At 71.3% G+C, this 20,122-nt stretch carries 17 protein-coding genes and 3 pseudogenes; 12 read left to right on the top strand and 8 right to left on the bottom strand.

Annotated features, from left to right (window positions below):
• Positions 1 to 31: 31 nt before the first annotated feature.
• Positions 32 to 1,690 carry a hypothetical protein gene (locus tag ND747_RS27380; protein WP_251737152.1) on the bottom strand — a complete coding sequence of 553 codons (1,659 nt, stop codon included), beginning with the start codon at positions 1,688 to 1,690 and terminating at the stop codon, positions 32 to 34.
• Between the two features lie 331 nt (positions 1,691 to 2,021).
• On the opposite strand from ND747_RS27380, the gene ND747_RS29565 reads away from it, so the two are divergent.
• Both ND747_RS29565 and ND747_RS27385 read left to right on the top strand, forming a co-directional pair.
• Complete coding sequence (locus ND747_RS29565; RefSeq protein ID WP_285901241.1) at positions 2,022 to 2,150, top strand: hypothetical protein; 129 nt, start codon at positions 2,022 to 2,024, stop codon at positions 2,148 to 2,150.
• A gap of 219 nt (positions 2,151 to 2,369) precedes the next feature.
• Entirely contained in the window at positions 2,370 to 2,570 is a 201-nt protein-coding gene (locus ND747_RS27385; protein WP_251737153.1) for a hypothetical protein, read from the top strand.
• A 656-nt stretch (positions 2,571 to 3,226) separates the two neighbouring features.
• On the opposite strand, the pseudogene ND747_RS27390 reads toward ND747_RS27385, so the two are convergent.
• Positions 3,227 to 3,683 (bottom strand): annotated as a pseudogene (locus ND747_RS27390) (hypothetical protein); the annotation flags it as partial.
• 200 nt (positions 3,684 to 3,883) lie between these two features.
• Between ND747_RS27390 and ND747_RS27395 the strand changes: the two are divergent.
• Positions 3,884 to 4,093: a hypothetical protein gene (locus tag ND747_RS27395; RefSeq protein WP_251737154.1), complete on the top strand. Its 210-nt coding sequence runs from the start codon at positions 3,884 to 3,886 to the stop codon at positions 4,091 to 4,093.
• Between the two features lie 24 nt (positions 4,094 to 4,117).
• Here the strand turns inward: ND747_RS27395 and ND747_RS27400 are convergent, their stop codons facing one another.
• The 5 genes and pseudogenes from ND747_RS27400 to ND747_RS27420 form a co-directional block, all read right to left on the bottom strand.
• Entirely contained in the window at positions 4,118 to 4,927 is an 810-nt protein-coding gene (locus ND747_RS27400) for a hypothetical protein (protein ID WP_251737155.1), read from the bottom strand.
• Positions 4,927 to 5,550: a SigE family RNA polymerase sigma factor gene (locus ND747_RS27405; RefSeq protein WP_251737156.1), complete on the bottom strand. Its 624-nt coding sequence runs from the start codon at positions 5,548 to 5,550 to the stop codon at positions 4,927 to 4,929. The genes ND747_RS27400 and ND747_RS27405 overlap by 1 nt, the downstream gene beginning before the upstream one ends.
• Positions 5,551 to 5,767: 217 nt before the next feature.
• A pseudogene (locus tag ND747_RS27410) lies at positions 5,768 to 6,364 on the bottom strand (MFS transporter); the annotation flags it as partial.
• Between the two features lie 183 nt (positions 6,365 to 6,547).
• Positions 6,548 to 7,069: an AAA family ATPase gene (locus ND747_RS27415; RefSeq protein ID WP_374216334.1), complete on the bottom strand. Its 522-nt coding sequence runs from the start codon at positions 7,067 to 7,069 to the stop codon at positions 6,548 to 6,550.
• Positions 7,070 to 7,610: 541 nt separating this feature from the next.
• Positions 7,611 to 7,880 (bottom strand): hypothetical protein, encoded by a 270-nt coding sequence (locus ND747_RS27420; RefSeq protein ID WP_251737159.1) that lies wholly within the window; start codon positions 7,878 to 7,880, stop codon positions 7,611 to 7,613.
• A gap of 109 nt (positions 7,881 to 7,989) precedes the next feature.
• On the opposite strand from ND747_RS27420, the pseudogene ND747_RS27425 reads away from it, so the two are divergent.
• The 5 genes and pseudogenes from ND747_RS27425 to ND747_RS27445 all read left to right on the top strand — a co-directional run.
• Positions 7,990 to 8,112: pseudogene (locus ND747_RS27425) on the top strand (IS6 family transposase); the annotation flags it as partial.
• Between the two features lie 38 nt (positions 8,113 to 8,150).
• Positions 8,151 to 8,348: a transposase gene (locus ND747_RS27430; protein WP_251737168.1), complete on the top strand. Its 198-nt coding sequence runs from the start codon at positions 8,151 to 8,153 to the stop codon at positions 8,346 to 8,348.
• A 279-nt stretch (positions 8,349 to 8,627) separates the two neighbouring features.
• Complete coding sequence (locus ND747_RS27435; protein ID WP_251737160.1) at positions 8,628 to 9,137, top strand: helix-turn-helix transcriptional regulator; 510 nt, start codon at positions 8,628 to 8,630, stop codon at positions 9,135 to 9,137.
• Positions 9,134 to 9,322, top strand: a complete 189-nt coding sequence (locus ND747_RS27440; RefSeq protein WP_251737161.1) for a hypothetical protein — start codon at positions 9,134 to 9,136, stop codon at positions 9,320 to 9,322. Before ND747_RS27435 ends, ND747_RS27440 begins: the two co-directional genes overlap by 4 nt.
• The gene (locus ND747_RS27445; protein WP_251737162.1) at positions 9,307 to 9,513 is read left to right on the top strand and encodes a hypothetical protein; all 207 of its coding nucleotides are present in this window, start codon (positions 9,307 to 9,309) and stop codon (positions 9,511 to 9,513) included. Before ND747_RS27440 ends, ND747_RS27445 begins: the two co-directional genes overlap by 16 nt.
• Before the next feature lie 544 nt (positions 9,514 to 10,057).
• Here the strand turns inward: ND747_RS27445 and ND747_RS27450 are convergent.
• The gene (locus ND747_RS27450) at positions 10,058 to 10,492 is read right to left on the bottom strand and encodes a hypothetical protein (RefSeq protein ID WP_251737163.1); all 435 of its coding nucleotides are present in this window, start codon (positions 10,490 to 10,492) and stop codon (positions 10,058 to 10,060) included.
• A gap of 471 nt (positions 10,493 to 10,963) precedes the next feature.
• On the opposite strand from ND747_RS27450, the gene ND747_RS27455 reads away from it, so the two are divergent.
• From ND747_RS27455 to ND747_RS27470, 4 genes are all read left to right on the top strand, one after another.
• Positions 10,964 to 12,643 carry a TIGR02677 family protein gene (locus ND747_RS27455; RefSeq protein WP_251737164.1) on the top strand — a complete coding sequence of 560 codons (1,680 nt, stop codon included), beginning with the start codon at positions 10,964 to 10,966 and terminating at the stop codon, positions 12,641 to 12,643.
• Positions 12,644 to 12,650: 7 nt separating this feature from the next.
• Positions 12,651 to 13,943 carry a TIGR02678 family protein gene (locus tag ND747_RS27460; protein WP_251737165.1) on the top strand — a complete coding sequence of 431 codons (1,293 nt, stop codon included), beginning with the start codon at positions 12,651 to 12,653 and terminating at the stop codon, positions 13,941 to 13,943.
• 44 nt (positions 13,944 to 13,987) lie between these two features.
• Positions 13,988 to 18,424, top strand: a complete 4,437-nt coding sequence (locus tag ND747_RS27465; RefSeq protein ID WP_251737166.1) for an SbcC/MukB-like Walker B domain-containing protein — start codon at positions 13,988 to 13,990, stop codon at positions 18,422 to 18,424.
• Between the two features lie 94 nt (positions 18,425 to 18,518).
• Positions 18,519 to 19,826, top strand: coding sequence for a TIGR02679 family protein (locus ND747_RS27470; RefSeq protein ID WP_251737167.1), 1,308 nt, complete (start codon positions 18,519 to 18,521; stop codon positions 19,824 to 19,826).
• The last annotated feature ends 296 nt before the right edge of the window (positions 19,827 to 20,122 follow it).

The raw sequence follows: 20,122 nt of genomic DNA on the forward strand, positions 1-20,122 counted from the left end.
AAACCCGCTTCCAGGAGTACGATAAAGCCGCCTAACCGTTCAAAGCCCTACCTGTGAACGAAACCGGGGCAGCTTCAAGCAACCTGGTTCCCTCGGTCCGGCCTCGGCCTTCAGGAAGGGTACGGAGCCAGTGGACGGCTTCTTCGGTCCCGTCCTTTTCCCGGAGGAGCGCGACCGCCCTTGTGACGGAGTTCCAGTCACCCTTCTCGGCGGCGCGTTTCCACCACAGCAGCGCCTCAGTCCTGTCGCGCTCTTCCATGTCCGCGACGGCGTCGCGCAGGACGCGGGGAAAACTGCTGTTGTACGGCGTGTGCTGCCACCACCACGTCAGCGCCAGGTCGGCGCGGCCGTCAGCCAGCCACGATTCGATGGCCCCCTGCACCGCGTTGCTGTCGCCGCTCGCCTCGGCGGCGCTCCGGTGCAGCGCGTGCGCTTCGTCTATGCGCCCGGCGCTTTCCAGCGCCCGGCCTGCGTGCCACAGGGCGTACTTGTCGCCGCGTTCGGCGGCGCGTCGCCACCACGTCACGGCCTCGTCGAGGCGCCCAGCGTGGCTCAGGACCCAGGCCGCGCTGTCCGCAGCCTCGGGGTCGCCAGCGGCGTCGGCCGCCTCGTATAGACGGAAGGAGGTCCGCAGGAGGCCGCGAGAGCGCGCCGCCTCGGCAAGGGGCCGCACGTCGACGCGATCGGCGTAGGCGACGAACGCGTCCCACAATGACGAAGGCACGTGGCCGTCGTCCGAATTACCTGTGGCGTGCCCGGCTCGGTGCGACCGGACACGGGTGGCGTGCTGGACGAGGTAGTCAGCCGGTCTGTACCCGGCGCGGTGACCCATGCCGCCGCCAGGCGATCCGACCGGGGCGAGTGCCGCGGCGCCGCCGTGCATCTCGGTGTCGTCGGTGGCGTAGGCGAGGGCGTCCTCGAACCAGTTGGCGGCGCGGGCTTGCTCCCGGTCCGTGCAGTAGCCGTTGACGCCTTCGCGGAGCAGGTCGGCGGAAAGCGGGCCGCGGGCACCGAGGCGATAGGCGTCGAGAGCTGCGGTGAGCAACGCCCACCGGTACGGCCCGCGCCTGCGATCGCTGGCGCGGGCGTGCTCCCAGCGGCGCACCAGCTGCGGGGCGGCGGCCAGCGTCTGTGTCATCCCGTAGTCGGAGCTGGCGAGCGCGACGCACAGCGTCGGGTCGTCGTCGGCAGCCGTGTCGGCGCGGCTGCGCTCGGCCGCGCTGAACGCGGACGGCACGTCCACGGCCGCCGCCAGGCGCAGCACCTGGCGGTGCGACCGGTACCGGTCGTCGTCGCCGCTCAGGGGGGTGCGGGTGTACTCGGCGTAGCGGTGAGGCCAGATCGTCGCAACCAGCACTGTCGGTTCCTGCCGGTCTAACAATGCTTCGATCGTGCTGGCTTCGAGGCCGTCGTCGAGGTAGTCCCGGATTTCGTCCAGCCACACCACCACCCGCCCGGCCGCCCCGACCAGCTCCCGCACCCCGGCGGCGCCGGCGGGACGGGCCAGCCACCAGTCAGGCAGCACGGCCTGCACCGCCTCGTACAGGCATCGTGTCTTCCCGGCCGAGGAGTCGCCGACCAGCACGACGAACCCGCCCGCCTCGGCCGCCGCCCGCAGTTTCGTCCGGACGCCGGACTTGGCGTCGTCGATGTCACGGATGACGTAGGCGGGCAGGCTGTCCTCGGGCACGTCGGGCACCTGGATCGACCGATGCACCCCGAGCCGGTACGGGTCGGCGTCCTCGACTCGTACCCAGCCGGCAAGCGGACCTCCGACAGGGCCCGCCGTCTCCCCGTGCCAGTGGTGGCCGCCGTCTACCGGCGGCTTCGGCGGCGGGTGTGCGCGGACTGGCCTACCGCCCCGCCCCGCGCCGTCCCGGCGCTCCGCCAGCGCCCGTCGCCGGGTCGCGTCCCACCATTGCTCCGGCGGAGGCACGTAGCCGGATTCATTATGTACCCGGCCACGTAGGAAAACGACCAGGAAAGCGGCCACGCGGTCGTTCTGCGGAACGTTCTTGCCGTTGAGCCAGTCGCTCCACGACGCGGGAGTCACCTTCAGCGGCGGCCGCTGCTCCGCTGCCTGGCGCTCGATCGTGGAACCGGTCGGGCGCCTCGCCGCCTGCCACAAGGCTCTCAACTGCTCCGCGTAAGCGGCTGTCGCATCCTCCGGCACGTGCCTCCCGTCCGCACCCACATCCGGATCCGGATCCGGATCTTAAACCACCTGAATTGCCCGTCCACGCCAGCATTCCCCTGCGCCCCCGGCTGTCATGCCCGGCAGCCGACGGCTCGGCCAGCCGAATAACCTCCCGTTCCAGCTCGATCACGGCATCGCCACCAGCCAGGTGGCCTGCCGGAGAAGAGCCACCATGTACATCGACCCGATCATCGTCAAGATCCTGCTGCTGGCGCTGGCAGGCGCCGTCGCCGCCTGCGCGGCACTGATAACGGCGTACCTCGACCGGCGCGCCGGCGCCCACTGGGCTGCCGCGGTGCTTCGCGCCGGGACCTCGTTCGCCGGCACGCTCGCACTCGAGGTCCTGGTCCTCAACGCGCTGGGGCTGCTTTGACACCCGCCTGCTGGACGGCTGCCGCCGCGTGGCGGCAGCCGTCTGAAACTCCGGAGTGGGCGCGCGACGCGCTCCCACTCCGCACCAGAATTCCACTACGGCGAGTTGATCCCCAACTACCTGGTCCGGCGGACCATCGACGACAGGCGTCCCGTCCCGACGATCCGGGCGATGGCTGATCGGGTGACGACAAGGAAGCCCAACCCGGCCGCAACAGCGACTCCAGGTTCGGCGGTTCTTGGTCCCACCGGCACCGGGGCAACAGGCAGGGTGAAATCCTGGGGTTTCCTCGTAGATGCCGATTCCGTCGTCGACGAAGCGCCACGATCAGGTGGAGCTGCTGAAGCGCTGGGAGGACGAACGACTTGGACCTGCGGCAGAGCGAGGCAGACTCTGCTACCAGGAAGGCACTGGGTGGGGCCGGAACCTGCTGGTGATCAAGCTCGTCGTAGGTCACAGGGCAGTTGAGCAGCGCCTGATGCGAAGGCGTGCGCGGTGGAGGAGGTCTTGTTCCCGTGCGTCCGGTCCGTCTCTGCGCGGTGGCGCCTGAACTGGTGTCGTACCGGCATTGACCGGGGCGTGATCTGGCGGCACTGGCGTCCGGCCGGCCCCGATCGGATCGTCCGGAGCCTGTCCGACGAGCGCGTTCGCGCGTCCCGTGGCGGTCTGCATAGCCTGAAGGAGGCTTGGCCCGACCTCGGCCCACCCGATAAGGAGGCGTGGTCCGACAGCATCGAAGGCGGCTTTGCCGTAGTGGCCGGCGATGAGAGGTTCCGCGACGTTGAGGGCCAGCGTTACAGTGCTGGAGAATATGAGGAACCGTCTCGCGGGATTGAGCACCTCCGCTGGCCTGCCGTGCAGCGCGAGGTGCTGCGTGCCGAGCAAAAGGCCCACGACAGATAGGTCGACGGCGGGCGCCACGAGGAATGCGACATACGTCGGAAATCCGAGACGGACACCGAGCGTAGCGACGTTGCCGAAGCCGAACAAGAACGTCAGGCCGACGACGATCCCTACGATCACGGTCACCAGACGGACCGGAGCCTCCGAAACCGCCAGGTGTGCTGAACGTATGTTCGAACCGTCGAACGATGTTGGCGGTCGGACGCTCACTGGATATCGTCCCTGGTCGGAAGTCGCGCGGCGACCGGGCGGATGGTGATTTCGGGACCCTGAACCAACATCATCCGGTTCTTATTGTGGTGCGTTAGGTCCACCCACCACGCTCCGCATCTGCCCTCTGGCCTGGTCAAATAGGTTGAACCTATCAATCGGCAGGCTTGCTGGTGTCGCATAGGAGCAGGTCAAAGGGCATGGGGGCTGGTTCGCGCAACGCCGGGGTCTCCGACCGGGACGACTCTGATGGTGACTGTAACGGCCCCCGGACCACCAGCGACCGGACGGCCCACAACCGCAACCTCCCCGGTGGCATGTCGGTCTCCCGTGCGGACGTCGCCGACGGCCTGCTGCGCGCCGCCAGTGACCCCGGCGACGCGCAGCAGGCCGTCGGCATCGCGCGGTAGTCCCCCTGGCTGCGGGTCGACGCGTCAGTCGAACCGCACCGACGACAGGATCGTCTCCGGTTCGACGCCAAGTTCCTTCACCGACAGAGTGGTCCGGAACTGCAGCTTCTTCTCCGGCAGGTACCAGCTGCGCGGGGTGAAGGTGAAACCGCTGTCGCAGTACCCGGACCACACGTCGTAGACCGCCGCCAGCCCGCCGACCTGTCGGGTCCCCGTTTCGATCGGCTCGCGCCCCCCCGCGACCGATGGACGGCCCTCGTAGGCGAAGTTCGTCCGTGGTCCGTCGACGGCGCCGTTCACCGGGCACGCGATCACACCCGTCCCGGTGTACCAGCCGCCGGGCTGGTGCGCTGTGAACTCCGAACCCTCGGAACCGCCGATGGTGCCATGCGAAATGATCATACCGTCGTCGCATCCCTCGGACCGCACCGCCGTCGGCCGGACGCAGACCTCCTCGCTGCCCGGCTCCGGGTTGCCGCCCTGGATGAACGGCTCGCCGCGGTAGGCGACTGCCCAGCCGGCCGGGAGAGTCACCGTCGCCGAGCCCACCGCGACCACCCGGCCCCGCGCAATCGCGGTCGTCGGGTGAGGCGCGGGGGCGCTGGTCACCGCCGCGGCGGAAAGTACCGTGTTCGGCGTCGCCGCCTGGTTGCTTCCGCCCGTCAGGACGGCCACGGTGACGGTCACGGCGGCGGCCAGGCCGGCGGCGGCTCCTGCGGCCTGGTGCCGCCGGCGACGCCTACGACGGCCCCGCACGAGGATCTCCTCGGCGCGGTTCGGGTTGTCCGGCATGGCGGTCGCCGCCCTTCTCAACATGCTTTCGATCTCGGTCATCAACGGTCTCCAGGTCGCCGGTACACGGTGCTCGGCAGGTCGGGCGTCACCGGGAGGCGGGTTCGGACCGGGGCTCGCCGACCCACGGTCGCGACCGCCGGGTCGGCCCCGGTCTCGGGCTCCGCCCCGGTCCCGGCCTCAGGCTGGGTGAGCAGGTCACGCAGACGACCCAGCCCCCGTGAGGTCAGGCTCTTGACGGTGCCGAGCGAGCAGCCCATCAGGCGCGCGGTCTCAGCCTCGCTGAGGTCTTCGTAGTGGCGGAGCACGACGGCGACTCGCTGCCGCGCGCCGAGCTGGCGCAGTGCGGACAGCAGCCGGTCCCGCTCGTCCACGGCGCTCGTCCCACCGGGCGCCGGCCGGTCGACCAGTACCGCGACCGGGCGTTCCCACGACGATCGTCGTCGCCACCAGGACGTCGACGTGTTGACCATGGTCCGCCGGGCGTAACCCTCCCAGCCGTCTGGCTGTACCTTCCGTCTACGCAGCCAGACCGCGAGCAGGGCGCTCTGCACCAGGTCCTCCGCCCGGCTGGCGTCACCGGTCAGCAGGAACGCGGTATGTGCGAGGGCCTTGCCACGATCGCGAACAAACCGCGTGAACTCGTCATCCACCCCATGTCCCATCCACTCCATGCGCCTCGTCCTGGCTTCGTCGGTCTTCCGGCCCTGCACCTGATCGCCCGACAACGTGAGCCGTCGTCGACCTGCGCGGTGGTACACCCCAAGGACGCGGTGGAACGGCGGAAAGGTTGACTCCGTCGTCGTGGCCGGCGCATCCAGACCCTTCGACGACCCCGCCGGTGGCGGACGCGCAAAACCTCTGACCTGCCTGAAAGCTCAGTCAAGACGTGGCGCCGACCGCGCTGTCGTCCAGCCGACAGCGTGGTCGGGGCTCGTCAGGAGGAACGCGACCCAGGTCGGCACCCCCAGGGGGCAGGGCCCACACCGCCCACAGGGCGGCGGACAGCGTTGCGGTATCGAGGAGATACAACCAGCCGGTTCCCAGCATGGGAAGCAGGACACCGGCGAGCAGCGACCCGCTGATCCCACCGAGGTAGAGCACCGAGGACTGCAAGGTGTTCGCGGCCGGCCTCAGCCCGGGGGCGACCAGGCGGGCCACGACCGCGCCGCGCACCGCCATGTTGGCCCCGAACAAACCCTGCATCACCGCCACCAGCCCCAGCAGCGGCACCACCGACCGTCCACCGAGAAGGGCATGGGCGCCCAGCGTGGTCGCGGTGAGCGCGATCCCGCTGTTGGTCACCAGCAACATGCGGCGTCGGTCGACGATGTCCGCGACCGCGCCTCCCCACAGCCCGCCGAGTACCAGCGGGCCGAGCCCGACCAGCCCGGTCAGGCCCACCCAGGCCGACGACCTGGTGATCTCGTAGATCTGCAACGGCACCGCGACCGCGGTGAGCTGGGCGCCCATCGTGGTGACGACCGTGGAGGCTCACAGCCGCCGGTATGGCTTCACCCGCAGCGGACGTAGATCAGCCGCTACCCGCACGCGTCTCCTCCTGATCATCTTCGGGACCCGCGGAACTGCTGGTCACCGTGGCTTACTCCTCGGCCTTCGCCGGGGCGCGCAGGGCGGTGAGGGCAGCGTCGGTGCCAGCCATTAGCTGTCGGCGCAGGTGGGCCAGTGCTCGGCCGCCCACTGCGCCCAGTCCGCCCAGCCGGGCGGTGGGCCGGGGATCTCGCCGCCGTCGAGCTCGACGGCGTCCGGTACCTGGAACTGCTCACGCCATCGGTCCACGTCGGCGGCGCTCATCGGGAACGTCTGGTGCGGTGCTGTGGCCTGGCGGTGGGCGATCCGGGCGAGCTGGGTGTCGGTGTCCACGGGAAGGTAGACCACCTGGCTGGCGGCGCCGGCCGACCGTGCCAGCCAGCGCAGCGCCGACCGTTCGTCGCGGCCCCACAGCCCGTAGTCGAGCACGACACTGGTCCCCAGCCGCAGCGCCTGCAGGGCAATCGAGACCAGCCGCCCTTCGAGCACGAAACGCTTGCCGTCGGCCATCGGATCACCGAACAGCGGGATCATCCAGTGATCCGGGGTCAGCCGCAGCGCCCGGTACGCCGCGGCGAGCTGCCTGGCGCGGGTGGTCTTCCCCGCTCCGGGAAGACCGACCATCAGGATCATCGTGGCGGCGTGCGGATCGGACTCCGTGAACAGGCCAAGCTGCCGCTCGGCGGGTACGGCCGCGGACGGGTGAGGGAAGGATTCCTGGCGCTGTGCCTGTGCGTCGGATCGCTGCGGCGCTGACATGACTCCCCTGATCAGGCAGGACGAGCCGACAGCGCGTGCGCTGGACGCGTACACGGCTGCCGGCAGAGACACCGATCGGGCGGCACGCCAAAACAATGCCTGTCCGGCTCGGGTCAGGCATCGGGACCACGATCACCGCGGCCCTGGTACCGCCGCTAGGCGGCGGTACGGGTGGTCATGGCAGCGCAGCAGCACATGCGTTCACCGTAACCGACACGGGCAGAGCCAGGCAGGAAGAAGAACCGCTCCACCTCCACCCGAGCGGGCCCGCCGTCGAACCGCCTGTACACGCTGCGACCTGCTCACCCATCAGGAACTCCGTCGGCACGCAGATCATCAACCCAGCGGCTGCCGATGACCGGGCCGCCGCCCTAACCGTTCCATCCTGCGTGGTTGCTCCTCGCCCCCGGGTTGCCTACCGGGGCTGGCCTGCGACGACGGCCACCAGGCCCCCGCGGCGGTGAGGAGTGGCAGGGGAGTGGGGCGAGGAGTAGCGCGGGGGATCAGGGCCCGCCACGAACTCACCACCGCTCCTCCAGCAGCCAGCTAGATCATCGCCGTCCAGGTCCACGGCGTTCCAGAGCAGGCCGAGGGCCTCGCCTTGACGAAGGCCGAGCGCAACCGACCAGCGGGCCGGGTTGCGTCCGCCCTTGGCGGTGTCGAGCACGGCGCGAGCTTCCTTCACCGACAAAGGGCTCACTGGCGCTGTTGCATCGGCGATGTCTACCTTCGCGTAGCCGCCGATCAGTCATGATCAGAGGATGCGTCGGCGTCGTGTCCGTCCAGCGGTTCCGATGTCGGAGTTCGCCGGGTTCCGGTTTCCGCCGGAGGTGATCGTCCTGGCAGTGCGGTGGTATCTGCGGTTCGCGCTGTCGTACCGGGATGTCGAGGAGCTCCTGGCCGAACGCGGCATCGAGAGGCCTGTCACGTCGACGCGGCCCGGGAGAACAACCGGATCGGAGCCGATCATGGCCGGCGCAAAGCCCGACTCCGGCCGATGCGCGGCCTGAAACGGCTTTGCTCGGTCCAGACGATCAGCACCGGGCACGCTCTTGTTCAGAACATCCGCCGTGGCCACGACGAGCTCGCCGTCGATACCGACCCGAGACTGCGGCTGGCCGCCGCGTTCACCGAACTCGCCGCCGCCGTCTGACTGTCGGTCGCCGCGGCCGCTGGCATGCCCTGCTTCCTCACAGTGCAACAGTGCGCGCGAACGCGCCCTCGGTCTCGCTTGTCGAGAACCTGGCAGTCCGGTGGGGCGGCGAGGTTCACCGCGCCGCTGGACAGAGATCTTTCGAGTGCTCGGGCCGCCTGGCGGCAGGGCCCATGCCGAGGCCACGCCGCAGGGGCCGGCGAACAGACCGAAAGACGAGTAGCGTATCCCATCGGATACGCTTGACGTCGTGATGGAGGGGGATGCGATGGAGGGGGAATGGCGGATTCGCTGGCCGGCCGGCTGATCGAATCGGCGCGACTGGAAGCGGGCCTGTCCGGGGCCGAGCTTGCGCGGCGGGCGCACACGTCGCGGCCGACGTTGGCGGCCTATGAGCACGGGGTGAAGTCACCGACGTTGGAGACCGCGACGCGTCTGCTGGCGGCGGCGGGCTTCCGGCTCGACGCGGTGCCGGTGCCCTCGTTCGAGGTCGTGGTGGACGGGCGGGGACGGCCGTTCACCGTGCCGGATCGGCTGCCTCGGCTCCCGATCCGGCAGGCGTTGGCACGGGTACGCCTGCCGGTCCATCTGAACTGGTCCGACCCCGATCGGACCTACGACCTTACGGATCGCCGACAGCGCCACCGGCTTTACGAGATCGTCCTGCGCGAGGGGACGGCGGAGGACATCCTCGCCTACGTCGACGGGGCGCTGCTCGTCGATGCCTGGCCGGAGCTTGTCCTTCCCACCCCGATCCGGCACGCCTGGGAACGGGCCGCCTTCAGGTGATCACATCGTTGCAGCGGGCGGTTGCGCGGATCTTCTTCGGGCTGCCCGAAAGCGTGGGCTTCGCGGTCGCGGGCGGTGCCGCGCTCATCGCGCGTGATCTCGTTGACCGCGAGACCCGCGACGTCGACCTGTTCACCGCTCTCCCGCCCACTGCATCGATTTCACCGACGTGTACGACCTGGTGAACGTCTTCGCCAAGGAGGAGCTCGTCCACCTCGCCCAGACCCAGGACGGCGGCTTCGACCTGCAGGTGTTCGCCGACATGATCGGAACCATCGGCCGGTTCACCGACGACGACCTGGGGCTGCCCCACCCGGCCGCCGACCGGCTACGCCACTTCTTCCACACCTGGCGTCAGGAAATCACCGGCGGATGAGCGACGACACGGCCTGCCCCATCCGGATTTCAGCTCGACCACGCCCACGATCGCGGTCACCAGACGGACCGCGGCCTCCGGACCCACCAGACCCACGGAACGCGTGTTCGATCCGGTTGATGACGTTGTGTGCCGGGCGTTCACTCGGCATCGCCCCTGGCCAGGGGCCTCGTGGAGACCGGCCGGACCGTGATCTCAGGGCCCTGAACCAAGATCGAAAGGATCTTGTTGTGGTGCGTTAGGTCCACCAAATTTTTGATCATGCCTTTGGCCTGCGTGAATGTGGTTCGCGATCTATCGCTTGAGATCTAGCGCCATGCAATGGTGCTGGTCACAGCGTCGCCAGCAGGTTCGAGCCCCGGCTGGACGACCATGTTGCGACGATGCACACCGCGGTCGCCCCGCCGAGGTCCTGAGCGACGGCGAGCCAGGAATCCTGCGTCTGGTGCGGATGTGGAGCAGTTCGGGGCGCTGCTGCGCTGCCCGGTAGCCCCACACCTCGCCAGGTTCCGTAATCGGATCGTCCCGCCCTGCCGTCGATCAGTCAGTCTTCCCGCGACTTTGACGGGGCTCCAAATGCACGGTCAGCAGCCTTGATGATCCCCTGGCTGAACATCCCGTTGGCGGTACCGCCAATCACAGCGCCGATACCGAACGGAACGACCCTGCCGAGCACGATGATGCCCTTCCGGGTGCCGTACTTGGTGACGAAGTGGCGACCGAGCACCTTGTCGACTGCATTGATCTTCGGCTGTGGAATGCCCTGGATGATCTGTCGTGCCCAGTGTTGACCGGTCCGCTCGGCCGCTTGGCCGATCCCCGCCGCGCCAGCGTCACCGAGCATGACGGCCATGACCGGCGTCCGGCGGCGCTCCATGTCGTCGATCTTGATGCCTTGTACTTCGGCGCGGGCCAGGATGGAGAGGATGGCCGCGTTGAGGAACGCAACCGTCTCGCCTCCTGAGGCGGCGAGCGCCACCCCGGTACCCACACTTGCGGACTTCGGCGGAGAACGGCTCGTCATCGGCTGAAGGCCACCGACCCGGCCGGGCTCATCGCGGCACTCGAGAAGGACCCCGCAAGCCTCGACGTCACCGCGGCGTCAGTCCCCCGCGCTATCGACCTGATCCGGCTGCTGGCTGACGAGGCGCACAGACGCGGACAGTGACGGTCACCCGCTCATGATGGTCGTGCACGCGGCCGACGAGTTCGGACGGGTGCGACTTCACCTCACCCAACGGCAACGTCGTCATGACCAGAAGTACGACCAAACACGGCGTGGGCGGAGCGGCTGCTGGCATCGGTCCGCTCATAGCCCTCGTTGTTCCCGTTTTCTCGTGTTTACTGATGTAGGCGTATGGCACGTAACATCCTTGCGAGTTATGTGTCACTGACGTATGTTTGCCACTATCGGTGAAGTGAGATTGCCGGCCAAGGGGAAGGTGCGCTGGTGCCCGATTGCTCGGACGGCCCCGCTGCGACCGATCCGGCCATCGCTGGCGCCGGCGACCTTGCTGGTGGCGGGGTCGGTGCGGGTCGCGATGAGGGAGTGGACCGGTCCGAGCGGCTGCGGTTGTTCGCCTACCTCACGGCCGATCGGGCGGACGACTATCTGGCGATCATGAGTCTGTTCACCGAGACCCTGTTGACCGACCTCTCCGCCGCCGAAGCCGCCGACGCACTGGCCCGAGCGGCGGGAGGGACGCATGCGGCGTGCGGGGTGTTGTCCGCCGACGAGGTCGAGCAGCGCTGTCAGCAGCTGGAGCTCTGGGGCAACCTGGTCCGCTCGGTGCGGGACGCCCGGGTCAGCACCGTGCGCGACTACTGGCGGTCCCGGTCGCGGTACCAGATCTCCAAACTGGGCGGTCAGGTGCACCGCCAGGCGGTGGAGATCCTGGCCGCGACCGACAGGGCCCGCGAGGTCGCCCGCGAGCTGCTCGGCGGCATAGTCGACACCCTGGACCGCATCCTCGCCCACCTGGCTCTCACCCATCCGGCTGCGGCCGGGATCGACGTTGACGCGTTGGCGGCCGACGTGACCAGTGTGTTCGCCAGCCAGCGGCTGTTCACCGAGAGTGTGCGCGACTTCTACGCTTATCTCAGCCAGGTGCTCGCCCGCTATGACCTGGCCGGCGCCGAGTACGCCGAGTTCAAGACGCTCCTGCTGGAGTACATCGATCTGATCACCGCCGATGTGACGCGGCATGCCCCGGCGGTCGAGACCCGGCTGGCCCGGCTGGAGCCGTTGCTCGACCAGCTTCTCGCCGCCCTGGCCACGCTGCCCACCCTGAGCGGCCCGGATGGCACGCGGGCCGAGCGCTCCCCAGGCCGGGAGCGATCCGACTGGGAGGAGATCGCCGCCTGGTACTCGGGGCGGGCAGGCCGGTCGGGGCCGGCCCAGTTCCGGGCGGCGGCCGAACAGGCGCTAGGCCAGCTCATCGCGAACGCCAAGCGCATGCTGGCCGCCGGCGGGACGGGGGTCTCCCGGCGAGCCGACTTCCTGCGGCTGGCCCGCTGGTTTTCCGACGCGGCGACCGACGACGCCCACCGGCTGTACGCGGCGGCCTTCGGGGTCTACCCGTCCCGTCACCTGCTGGGCGGCCCGGAGGAGCAGAGCGCCCGCGCCGGTGCGTCGACCTCCTGGTGGGAGGCCGATCCGGTGGACGTCGCGGTGTCGCTGCGGGAGCACGGTGACCGGACTGCCCGGGGCCGCGGCTCCCGGGTGCCAGATCCGGGGCTCGACCGGGAGGCGCTGCTCGCCGAGGCGGAGGCCGCGGCCGCAGCCGGCCGGGCCGCAGCGGCCGAGCTCGTCGCCGCTCGGGAACTCGACGGCGCCCGCATCTCCCCGGCCGCGCGCGACCTGCTGTTGGACCGGTTGGGCGACCTGCTCGCCGTCCATCAGGAGCTGACCGAGCCGGTCGATGTCCACGACACCGACCTCCGCCTCGTCCTCACCGCCGTCCCCGGCCCAGGCGAGCGGACCGTCGTCCATGCCCCCGATGGCACCCTCACCGTCCACGACCTGCGCCTGATCGTCACCTCCACCACCGCCACCACCGCCACCACCGGAGCGGCGGCCGTACCCGTCCACACCGGTCGGCGTCCGTTCGGCACCGGAACGGACGGGTGAGCCGCCGGTGACCGCATCTCACGACAGCGACGAGCGGGCCCGGGCCGCCCGGGCGCTGCTGGCCAGCCCGATTCTCACCGACCGCCGGCAGCCCGAGCAGCTCGCCGCGGTCCGCCGCCATGCGGCGCCGCTGAAGGCGATGTTCTCGACGGTGCTGGGCTACCACCTGATCGTCGAGTCCTCGTTCGCCCGACTGGTGAAGGCGCCGCTGACACCGGACGCGCCGACCCGGCCGGCCCGGCGGGCGGCCGGCGGCGAGTTCACCCCGCGGGCATACGCGGGCTTGGCGCTGGTCTGCGCGGCCCTGCTCGCGACGGGCACCGCCGACCAGGTGCTGATCTCGGGCCTGGTCGAGCAGGTGCGGGCGGACGCGGTCACCGCCGGGGTCGAGTTCGACGACAGCCTCACCGGCCGGCGTAACCTCGTGGCGGCGATCGAACTGCTCGTCTCCTGGGGGGTTCTCAGCGAGACGGATGGGACCATCACCGGGTGGAGCGAGCGGCAGGAGGAGGCCCTGCTGACGATCAACCGGGCGCTTCTGCCGCATCTGCTGACCCGTCCGCTGTATGAGATGAGCGGCCCCGCCGACCTGACCGTCGCCGGATCGGCCCTGCCGCAGCCGCGCCGGACGCTGCGCCGGGCCCTGGTGGAGAACCCGGTGGTGCGCCGGGAGTCGCTGAGTGACGCCGAACGGGACGCCCTGTCGCGGGAGCGCACCGAGCTTGCCCGCCAGCTGGACGAGTCGTTCGGTCTGGTGCTGGAGGTCCGGGCCGATGGCGCGCTCGCCTTCGACCCGGACGATCAGCTCACCGATCTGGCGTTCCCCGGAACGGGCACCGTCCGGCAGGCCGCGCTGCTGCTCATCGACGCCCTCATCGATGCCGCGGGGCCGCACAGCCTGAGCCGGGCCGAGGTCGACGGGGTGGCGGTGCCGGGGCTGCTCGTCCGCTGGGAGATGGTCGAGGCGAAGCTGGCCGAGCTCCTGACGCGGCACGCCACCGCCTGGCGGGCCGAGTACGCCCGCGAGCCGGAGCGGCTCAAGGAGGACGTGACGACCCTGCTCACCGGGGTCGGCCTGGCGGTGCAGACCCGGGCCGGCCTGGTCCTGCACCCGGCCGCCGCCCGGTACCGGCCGGTCATCACCCACCCGGGCAGCGGCGGGCCAGGCAGCACCGGGCCAGGTGGTGCTCCCGGTGGGCGTCGCGGCTCCGTGCGTCGACCGGCCCGGCGCCGGGTGCCGCTGCCAACGGACCAACCGCATCCGTTCGAGGCGCCAGATCTGTTCGGGGGGTCGGAATGATCCAGCGGCACCATCCGGGCCGGTGGCGGCTGAACCGGGCCGGCATGAGCAATGTCTGGTTCTACTACGACAACGAGTTCGCCTGCTCCGGCGGCCGGCTGGTGCTGCGGGGAACAAACGGCTCGGGCAAGTCGCGGGCGCTGGAGCTGCTGCTGCCGTTCCTGCTCGACGCCGACCGGCGGCGGGTCGACGCCACCGGTTCGGCCCGGGTCCGGCTGGAGGACCTGATGCGCTCTGGCGGGGACGCCCAGGCCAACCGGCTCGGCTACCTGTGGCTCGAACTGGCCGCCGACGGCGATGCCGGCGCCGAGGGTGAAGCCGGCGCCGAGAGTGATGCAGATGGCGGGGCCGGGGCCGGGGCCGCCGGCGAGGCGGGGCGCTATCTGACGTTGGGCGCCCTGCTGCGCTATTCGCGTTCGGCGAGCGCCCTGAAGGTCTGGTACTTCGTCACGCCGCACCGGGTCGGCCACGACCTGCAGTTGATGGACGGTGAGCGGGCGCCGCTCAGCCGGGATGCCCTGGCCCAGACCATCGGCGCCGACCGGCTGACCGAATCGGCCTCGGCTCACCGGGACCGGGTCCGGGCCGCCGTGTTCGGGCTGACCGGGGAGGCCGGCCGCGAGCGGTACGACGGACTGCTGCAGCTGCTGCACACGCTGCGCTCGCCGGATGTAGGGAACCGCATCGACGAGGGGAAGCTGCCGACGCTGCTGTCCGAGGCGCTCCCCCCGCTGGCCGAGGCGGCCCTGACCTCGGCTGGCGACCAGCTAGACGGGCTGACCGAGACCCGGGACGCGCAGGCCCGGCTGGTCGCTTCGGCCGAGCGGGTCGGCACGTTCCTCGGCGTCTACCGCCGGTACGCCGCTGGCCTGCTCGACGCGACGGCGACCCAGTCGCAGGAAGCGGTCAGCGACGTGCGGCGGGCCACCCGGGAGCTGGGCCGGCGGCACCGCCAGCACACCGACCTCGTCAGCGAGCAGTCGGCGAACCAGCGGACGGGCGTCCAGCTGCGGGACCTGGCCGAGGAGCTGCGGGCGACCGCGCAGGGCATCCGCGAGTCGAAGGCATACACGGATGCCAGTGACCTGCACGAACGACGCAGCACCGTCGAGTCGCTGGCCGCCGCGGCCGACCGGTCGCTGGATGCGGCCGGGCAGGCCCGCCGGGTGGAGACGGATGCGGCGGCCGGCGCCGATCGGCAGGCACGCGCCGGTGCGGATGCCGTCCGGGCCCTGACCGCGGTGCTGGCCGAGCTGGGGCGCCTGCTGGGCCAGGCCGGGCTGGACGGCCACGGCCTCCCGGCGGTGACGATGTCGCTGGACACGCCGCCTCCCATCGAGGACACGATCCGCCCGGCCCGGCTCACCGATCCGGCGTCGCTAACCCGTCCTACGCCGCTGACCGTTCGGACAGTCCCGGCCGACCTGGTCACCGTCGAGCAACGTATCGGCGAGGCGGGGCTCGCCGCCGGGCAGCGGGACCGGGCCGCCGTCGGGCGGCTGGACCCGGCCCGCCGGCTGGCCGACGAGGAACGGGAGGTCAGCGCGGCCGAGGTGCAGTCCGAGCAGGCCGAACTGGATGCCTCCGAGTTGGCCACCGAGGCCGTCGCAGCCGAGGACGGGCGGGACGACACCGCTCGAGCCCTCGCCGACGCCTGGCGGGCCTGGACCGCCGATCCCGAGGTCACCGAGCAGCTGGGCGCCGTCGACTGGTCCGCGACGATCGTCGGTCCGCTGCTGCGGTCCCGCGAGTGCCTGATCGGCGACGCCGATCCGGATGCCGGCCCGGAACCCGACTCGGCAGTCAGCCCCGGGCCAGATGCCGGCCCCGGTCTGGACGCTGGCACGGGCGCTGGCCCTGGGACGGGTGCCGCGGGCATCCGGGATTCGCGGGGAGGACTGGCACATCTGGACCAGGCCGCGGCCGAGGGCGCGGCCGCCAGCCGGGCGGCCATCGCCGACGGGTTGGCCGAGCTGCGCCGGCTCGATGCCGAGAGTGCCATCCTCCGCCGGGCTCTGACGGACGAGCAGCAGGACCTGCAGGCGGCGCGGGACCCGGAACCGGTCGCTCCAGCCTGGGTCAGCCCGGCATCGGCTGCGGATGGTGCTGGTATCCCGCTGTGGCGGGCGGTCGATTTCGCCGAGGCGCTGCCGGACGAGCGGGAGCAGGCCGGACTGGAGGCAGCGCTGGCCGCGTCGATGCTGCTGACAGCCGCGCTCACCGCGGACGGCCGGCTTGTCGCGGCCACCGGCGACCTGCTGGCCAGCCCACTCGGCCCGCCGGCGGCTCACCCGCTGTCCGCGGCGCTCGTCGTCGATCCGGCTGCCCCAGTTCCGGCCGAGGTGGTCCGCGCGGTGCTGGCCCGGGTCGGGCTCGGCGATCGAGCGCACCCGGTGTGGGTGTCGACCGACGGCGCTTGGGCGAACGGCCCGCTGCGCGGCGCGGCCCCCGTCACCACCGCTCGTTACATCGGCGCGGCGGCCCGGGCGACGCACCGAGCTGCCCGGCTGGCCGCGATTGCCGCCGAACTGGCCGCCCTGGACCGGGCCGCGGCCGAGCACTCGGCCCGGCGCGCGGACCTGACCGAAGCCGGCCGCCTGCTGGAAGCCATTGTCCGCGCGGCGCCCCGGTCGGGGGCGCTGGTCACCTCACGCGTTCTCGCCGCGGATGCGCGGCGCCGGGCGGCCAAAGCAGCGGCGAAGGCTCGTGACCTGCGCCGGGCCGCCGCCGGCAGGCGGGACGCGTGGGTCCGGCACGCCGACGAGCACCGCGCGCTGTGCACCCAGTTCGGCCTGCCGAGCGACATCGCCGGCCTGGAGACCGTGCGCGACGCCGCCCGGGAGGCCATCCGCCGCGAGCGGGACGCCCAGGGCCGGCTGGCCGCGCTTGCCACCGCGATCCGTGAGCATGCCGAGGCCCTGGACCGGTTCGCCACCGAACAGGATGCCCGGCGGTCGGCCGAGAGCACCGCCGAGCAGGACTGGGCCCGGTGGAACGGCGGATCGGCGCGGCTGGCTGCGCTGGAGGAACACGTCGGCGCCGCCGCGGCGGCCGCCGAGGCGGAACTGGCCCGGACCGAGCGGGAGCTTGGGCGCTGCACAGAGCAGCTCACCGAAGCCCAGACCGCCGCGGTCCGGCTGGCGGCCGAGGTCACGACGGCCGACCTGGCCGAGCGGGCGGCCCGCCACCAGCTCGATGCGGCCCGCGACGCGATGGCCGCCGCCGACCGCCGCCTTGCCGCCCGGCTGGCCCTCCCCGGTTTTCTCTCCGCAGCCGGCGGGGCATCGGCAGACCTCGACGCCGCGATTGCCTCCACCACATCCGCTGGATCCACCACATCCGCTGGATCCGCCGCGCCCACCGCATCCACCGCGGCGGACGGGTCGAGCCCGGCAACCGGGTCCGAGGAGACGCCGGAGGCGACCGAACCGGTCGAGGTCGCCGAGGTCGAGGCGCGGGCGCGGGTGGTGCTGGCCATGCTGGCGTCCCGGCCGAAGTCGACGGACGAGAACGCGGTGATCCGCGCCCAGCAGACCCTGGAACGGGAACTCGGCGGCTCGTTCGACGTCCACGCGTCGGTGATGGACAGGGTGCGCCTCGTCGAACTGGCCGACACCACCGGCCGCCGGCCGCTGGCCGATGCGGCGGTCGAACTGCGCCGGCAGCGTGACGCCGGCCAGGCGGCGCTGTCCGAACGGGAACGCACCGTCTTCACCGACTTCGTCATCGGTGGGGTGGGGGAGGAGCTGCGCCGGCGACTGTCCCAGGCCACCGAGCTGATCGCCGCGATGAACACCAGCCTGGGCTCGATCAGCACCTCGCACGGCATCTCCGTCCGGTTGCGCTGGACGCTCACCGGCGGGCAGTCGAACGCGGCGGTCGCGCCGGTCAGCGGGAATCGCAGCTCCATCGCCCGCATCCACGAGTTGGTGTCCACCGCGGCCGAGGTCCGGTCGGCCGCCCGTACCGCCGAACTGACCGACCTGCTGAAAGCCGAGGTCGACGCGTATTTCGCCGCCGACCCGACCGCCGGCTACGCCACTCATCTGCGCCAGGCGCTGGACTACCGGCGGTGGCACCAGATCGACGTCCTCATCACCGGCCCCGCGCCCGGCCAGGAACGCCGGATCAGCCGACGGGCCAAACTCAGCCAGGGCGAGACCCGGTTCGTCTCCTACGTCACCCTGTTCGCCGCGGCCGACGCCTACCTTTCCAGCCTGCCCGACACCGGCCGCGCCCTGCGGCTGATCACCCTGGATGACGCGTTCGCCAAGGTCGACGACCGGACGATCGGCGAGCTGATGGGCCTACTGGTCCGCCTCGACCTCGATTTCGTGATGACCGGCCACGCCCTGTGGGGGTTCTACCCGCAGGTCCCGGCACTGGACTGCTACGAGGTCCGCCGCCGGGAGGGCACCGCCGCCGTCACCACCCGCACCCACTGGGACGGCCACAGCCGCCACCTCGCTCCCATCGGCTGAGACCCGCGGCGGCCAGCTGCCCGACCTGGGAGACTGTCCCGACATGCTGACCCAATCACCATGCTGACCAGACCACCATGCTGACCAGACCACCATGCTGACCGAACCGGTCCGGACCTACCTTGCCCATCCGGGCCTCGCCGACCTGTGGACGGCGGCTCGGCACCGCCTGGAACGCAATCGGCTGACGGCCGCCGGCACGATCCGGGTGACCATGGATGCGGCCGGGGCGGATCGACTCGGTGGTCTGCTCGGCCGTCCGCTGTCGGCCGGGACGGTCCCCGTCCGGTTGGCGGATCTTGACGAGGCCCTGCGCCGCTCGGCCGCCTCGGCGGGTCTGCTGTCCGTCGTCGCCCAGCTCACCGGCTCCCCGCTGACCGATCGCAGGGCCCGCCGCGAGGCCGCGCAGGCCGACTGGACGGCGGTCTGGGCGACCCTCGACACCCGCTTGGCCGAGGCCGGCCTGGCCGACGCGCCGTGGGTGACTCCGTGGATCGACGGCCTGCGCCGGGCCGGCACGCTCACCCGGATCGGACCAACTGCGGCGATGTCAGCCCTCCAGGACGCCACCGCCGCGCTGCGGCTGCTCCGCCCGGTGCTGCTCGACCTCTGCGGAACGCCCACCTGGGAGCTGGCCGAGCTCGCCGGGCGATGCACAGGGGATGCGCATGGGCTGGACGAGGGCCGGGCAGCCGGGCTGCTCGTTCTGCGGGCGGCGGCAGCCGCGCTGGGCGTCGACGTTCCGGTGACGTCGGCGCAGCGGCGGTCGCTGTGGGCGATGCTCGGCGTGCTGACCGACCAGGTCTCCGGCACGGTGATCACCTGGGCACTGCGCCCACCCGGCTCGTCCCGCTGGGCCGCGACGATGCGGGAGCGAGCCGACCTGGGCCTGGTCACGCACCTGACCGTGCAGGAACTCCGATCCGTCGGCACCGACGCTGGCACCGGCATCGCGCTCGCGGAGCCCGGCCGGGTGCTGCACGCCTGCGAGAATCCCCAGGTTCTGCAGGCCGCCGCCCGGGCCGGGAGCCCGATGCCGCTGCTCTGCTTCGCGGGCAATCCGGCGGCTGCCGGCTGGGCGCTGCTCGATCAGCTGGTCGCCGACCGGGCCGAGGTCCGCTACCACGGCGATTTCGACTGGCCGGGCATGGCCATCGCCGCCCGTGTGATCGCCCGAGGCGCGCGGCCGTGGCGCCTCGCGGCCGCGGACTACACGTCGGCGGTCGCCAGCCTGCCCGCCGACGGGCGCCTGGACCTGACCGGCCGCCCCGGACCAACCCCTTGGGCCCCCGACCTGGCCGCCACCATGACCCGGGCCGGGATCGTCGTCCACGAAGAAGCCGTACTCGCCGAGCTACTTAAAGATCTTCAGGTCAAGGATCCATCCACAGCCACCGGATGATCGGCCCCGCCCCGCGAGCGAGCCGGCGAGCGGCCAACCAGCTTGCGCCCGGCCTCCGAGTCCCCAGCCGAGCCGGAGGCGAGTGCCTGGCGACGCTACGACACCCCCCACTACGCTCTCGCGCGCCGCCTGTGCGGCCGAGCAGACTATTCCAGGTCGCGGCTGCGGTCGGGCACCCACGTGTAGAGGTCTCGGGGTGGCCTGACATAGTTCTGGGCTTTTGGCCGGTCCGGGATGACAAGTGAGGGTCGCTCGACTTCCTGGTACGGAACGGTCGACAGCAGGTGGCTGATCAT

The sequence above is a fragment of the Frankia sp. R82 genome (assembly GCF_023716925.1).
Taxonomy (GTDB): Bacteria; Actinomycetota; Actinomycetes; order Frankiales; family Frankiaceae; genus Frankia.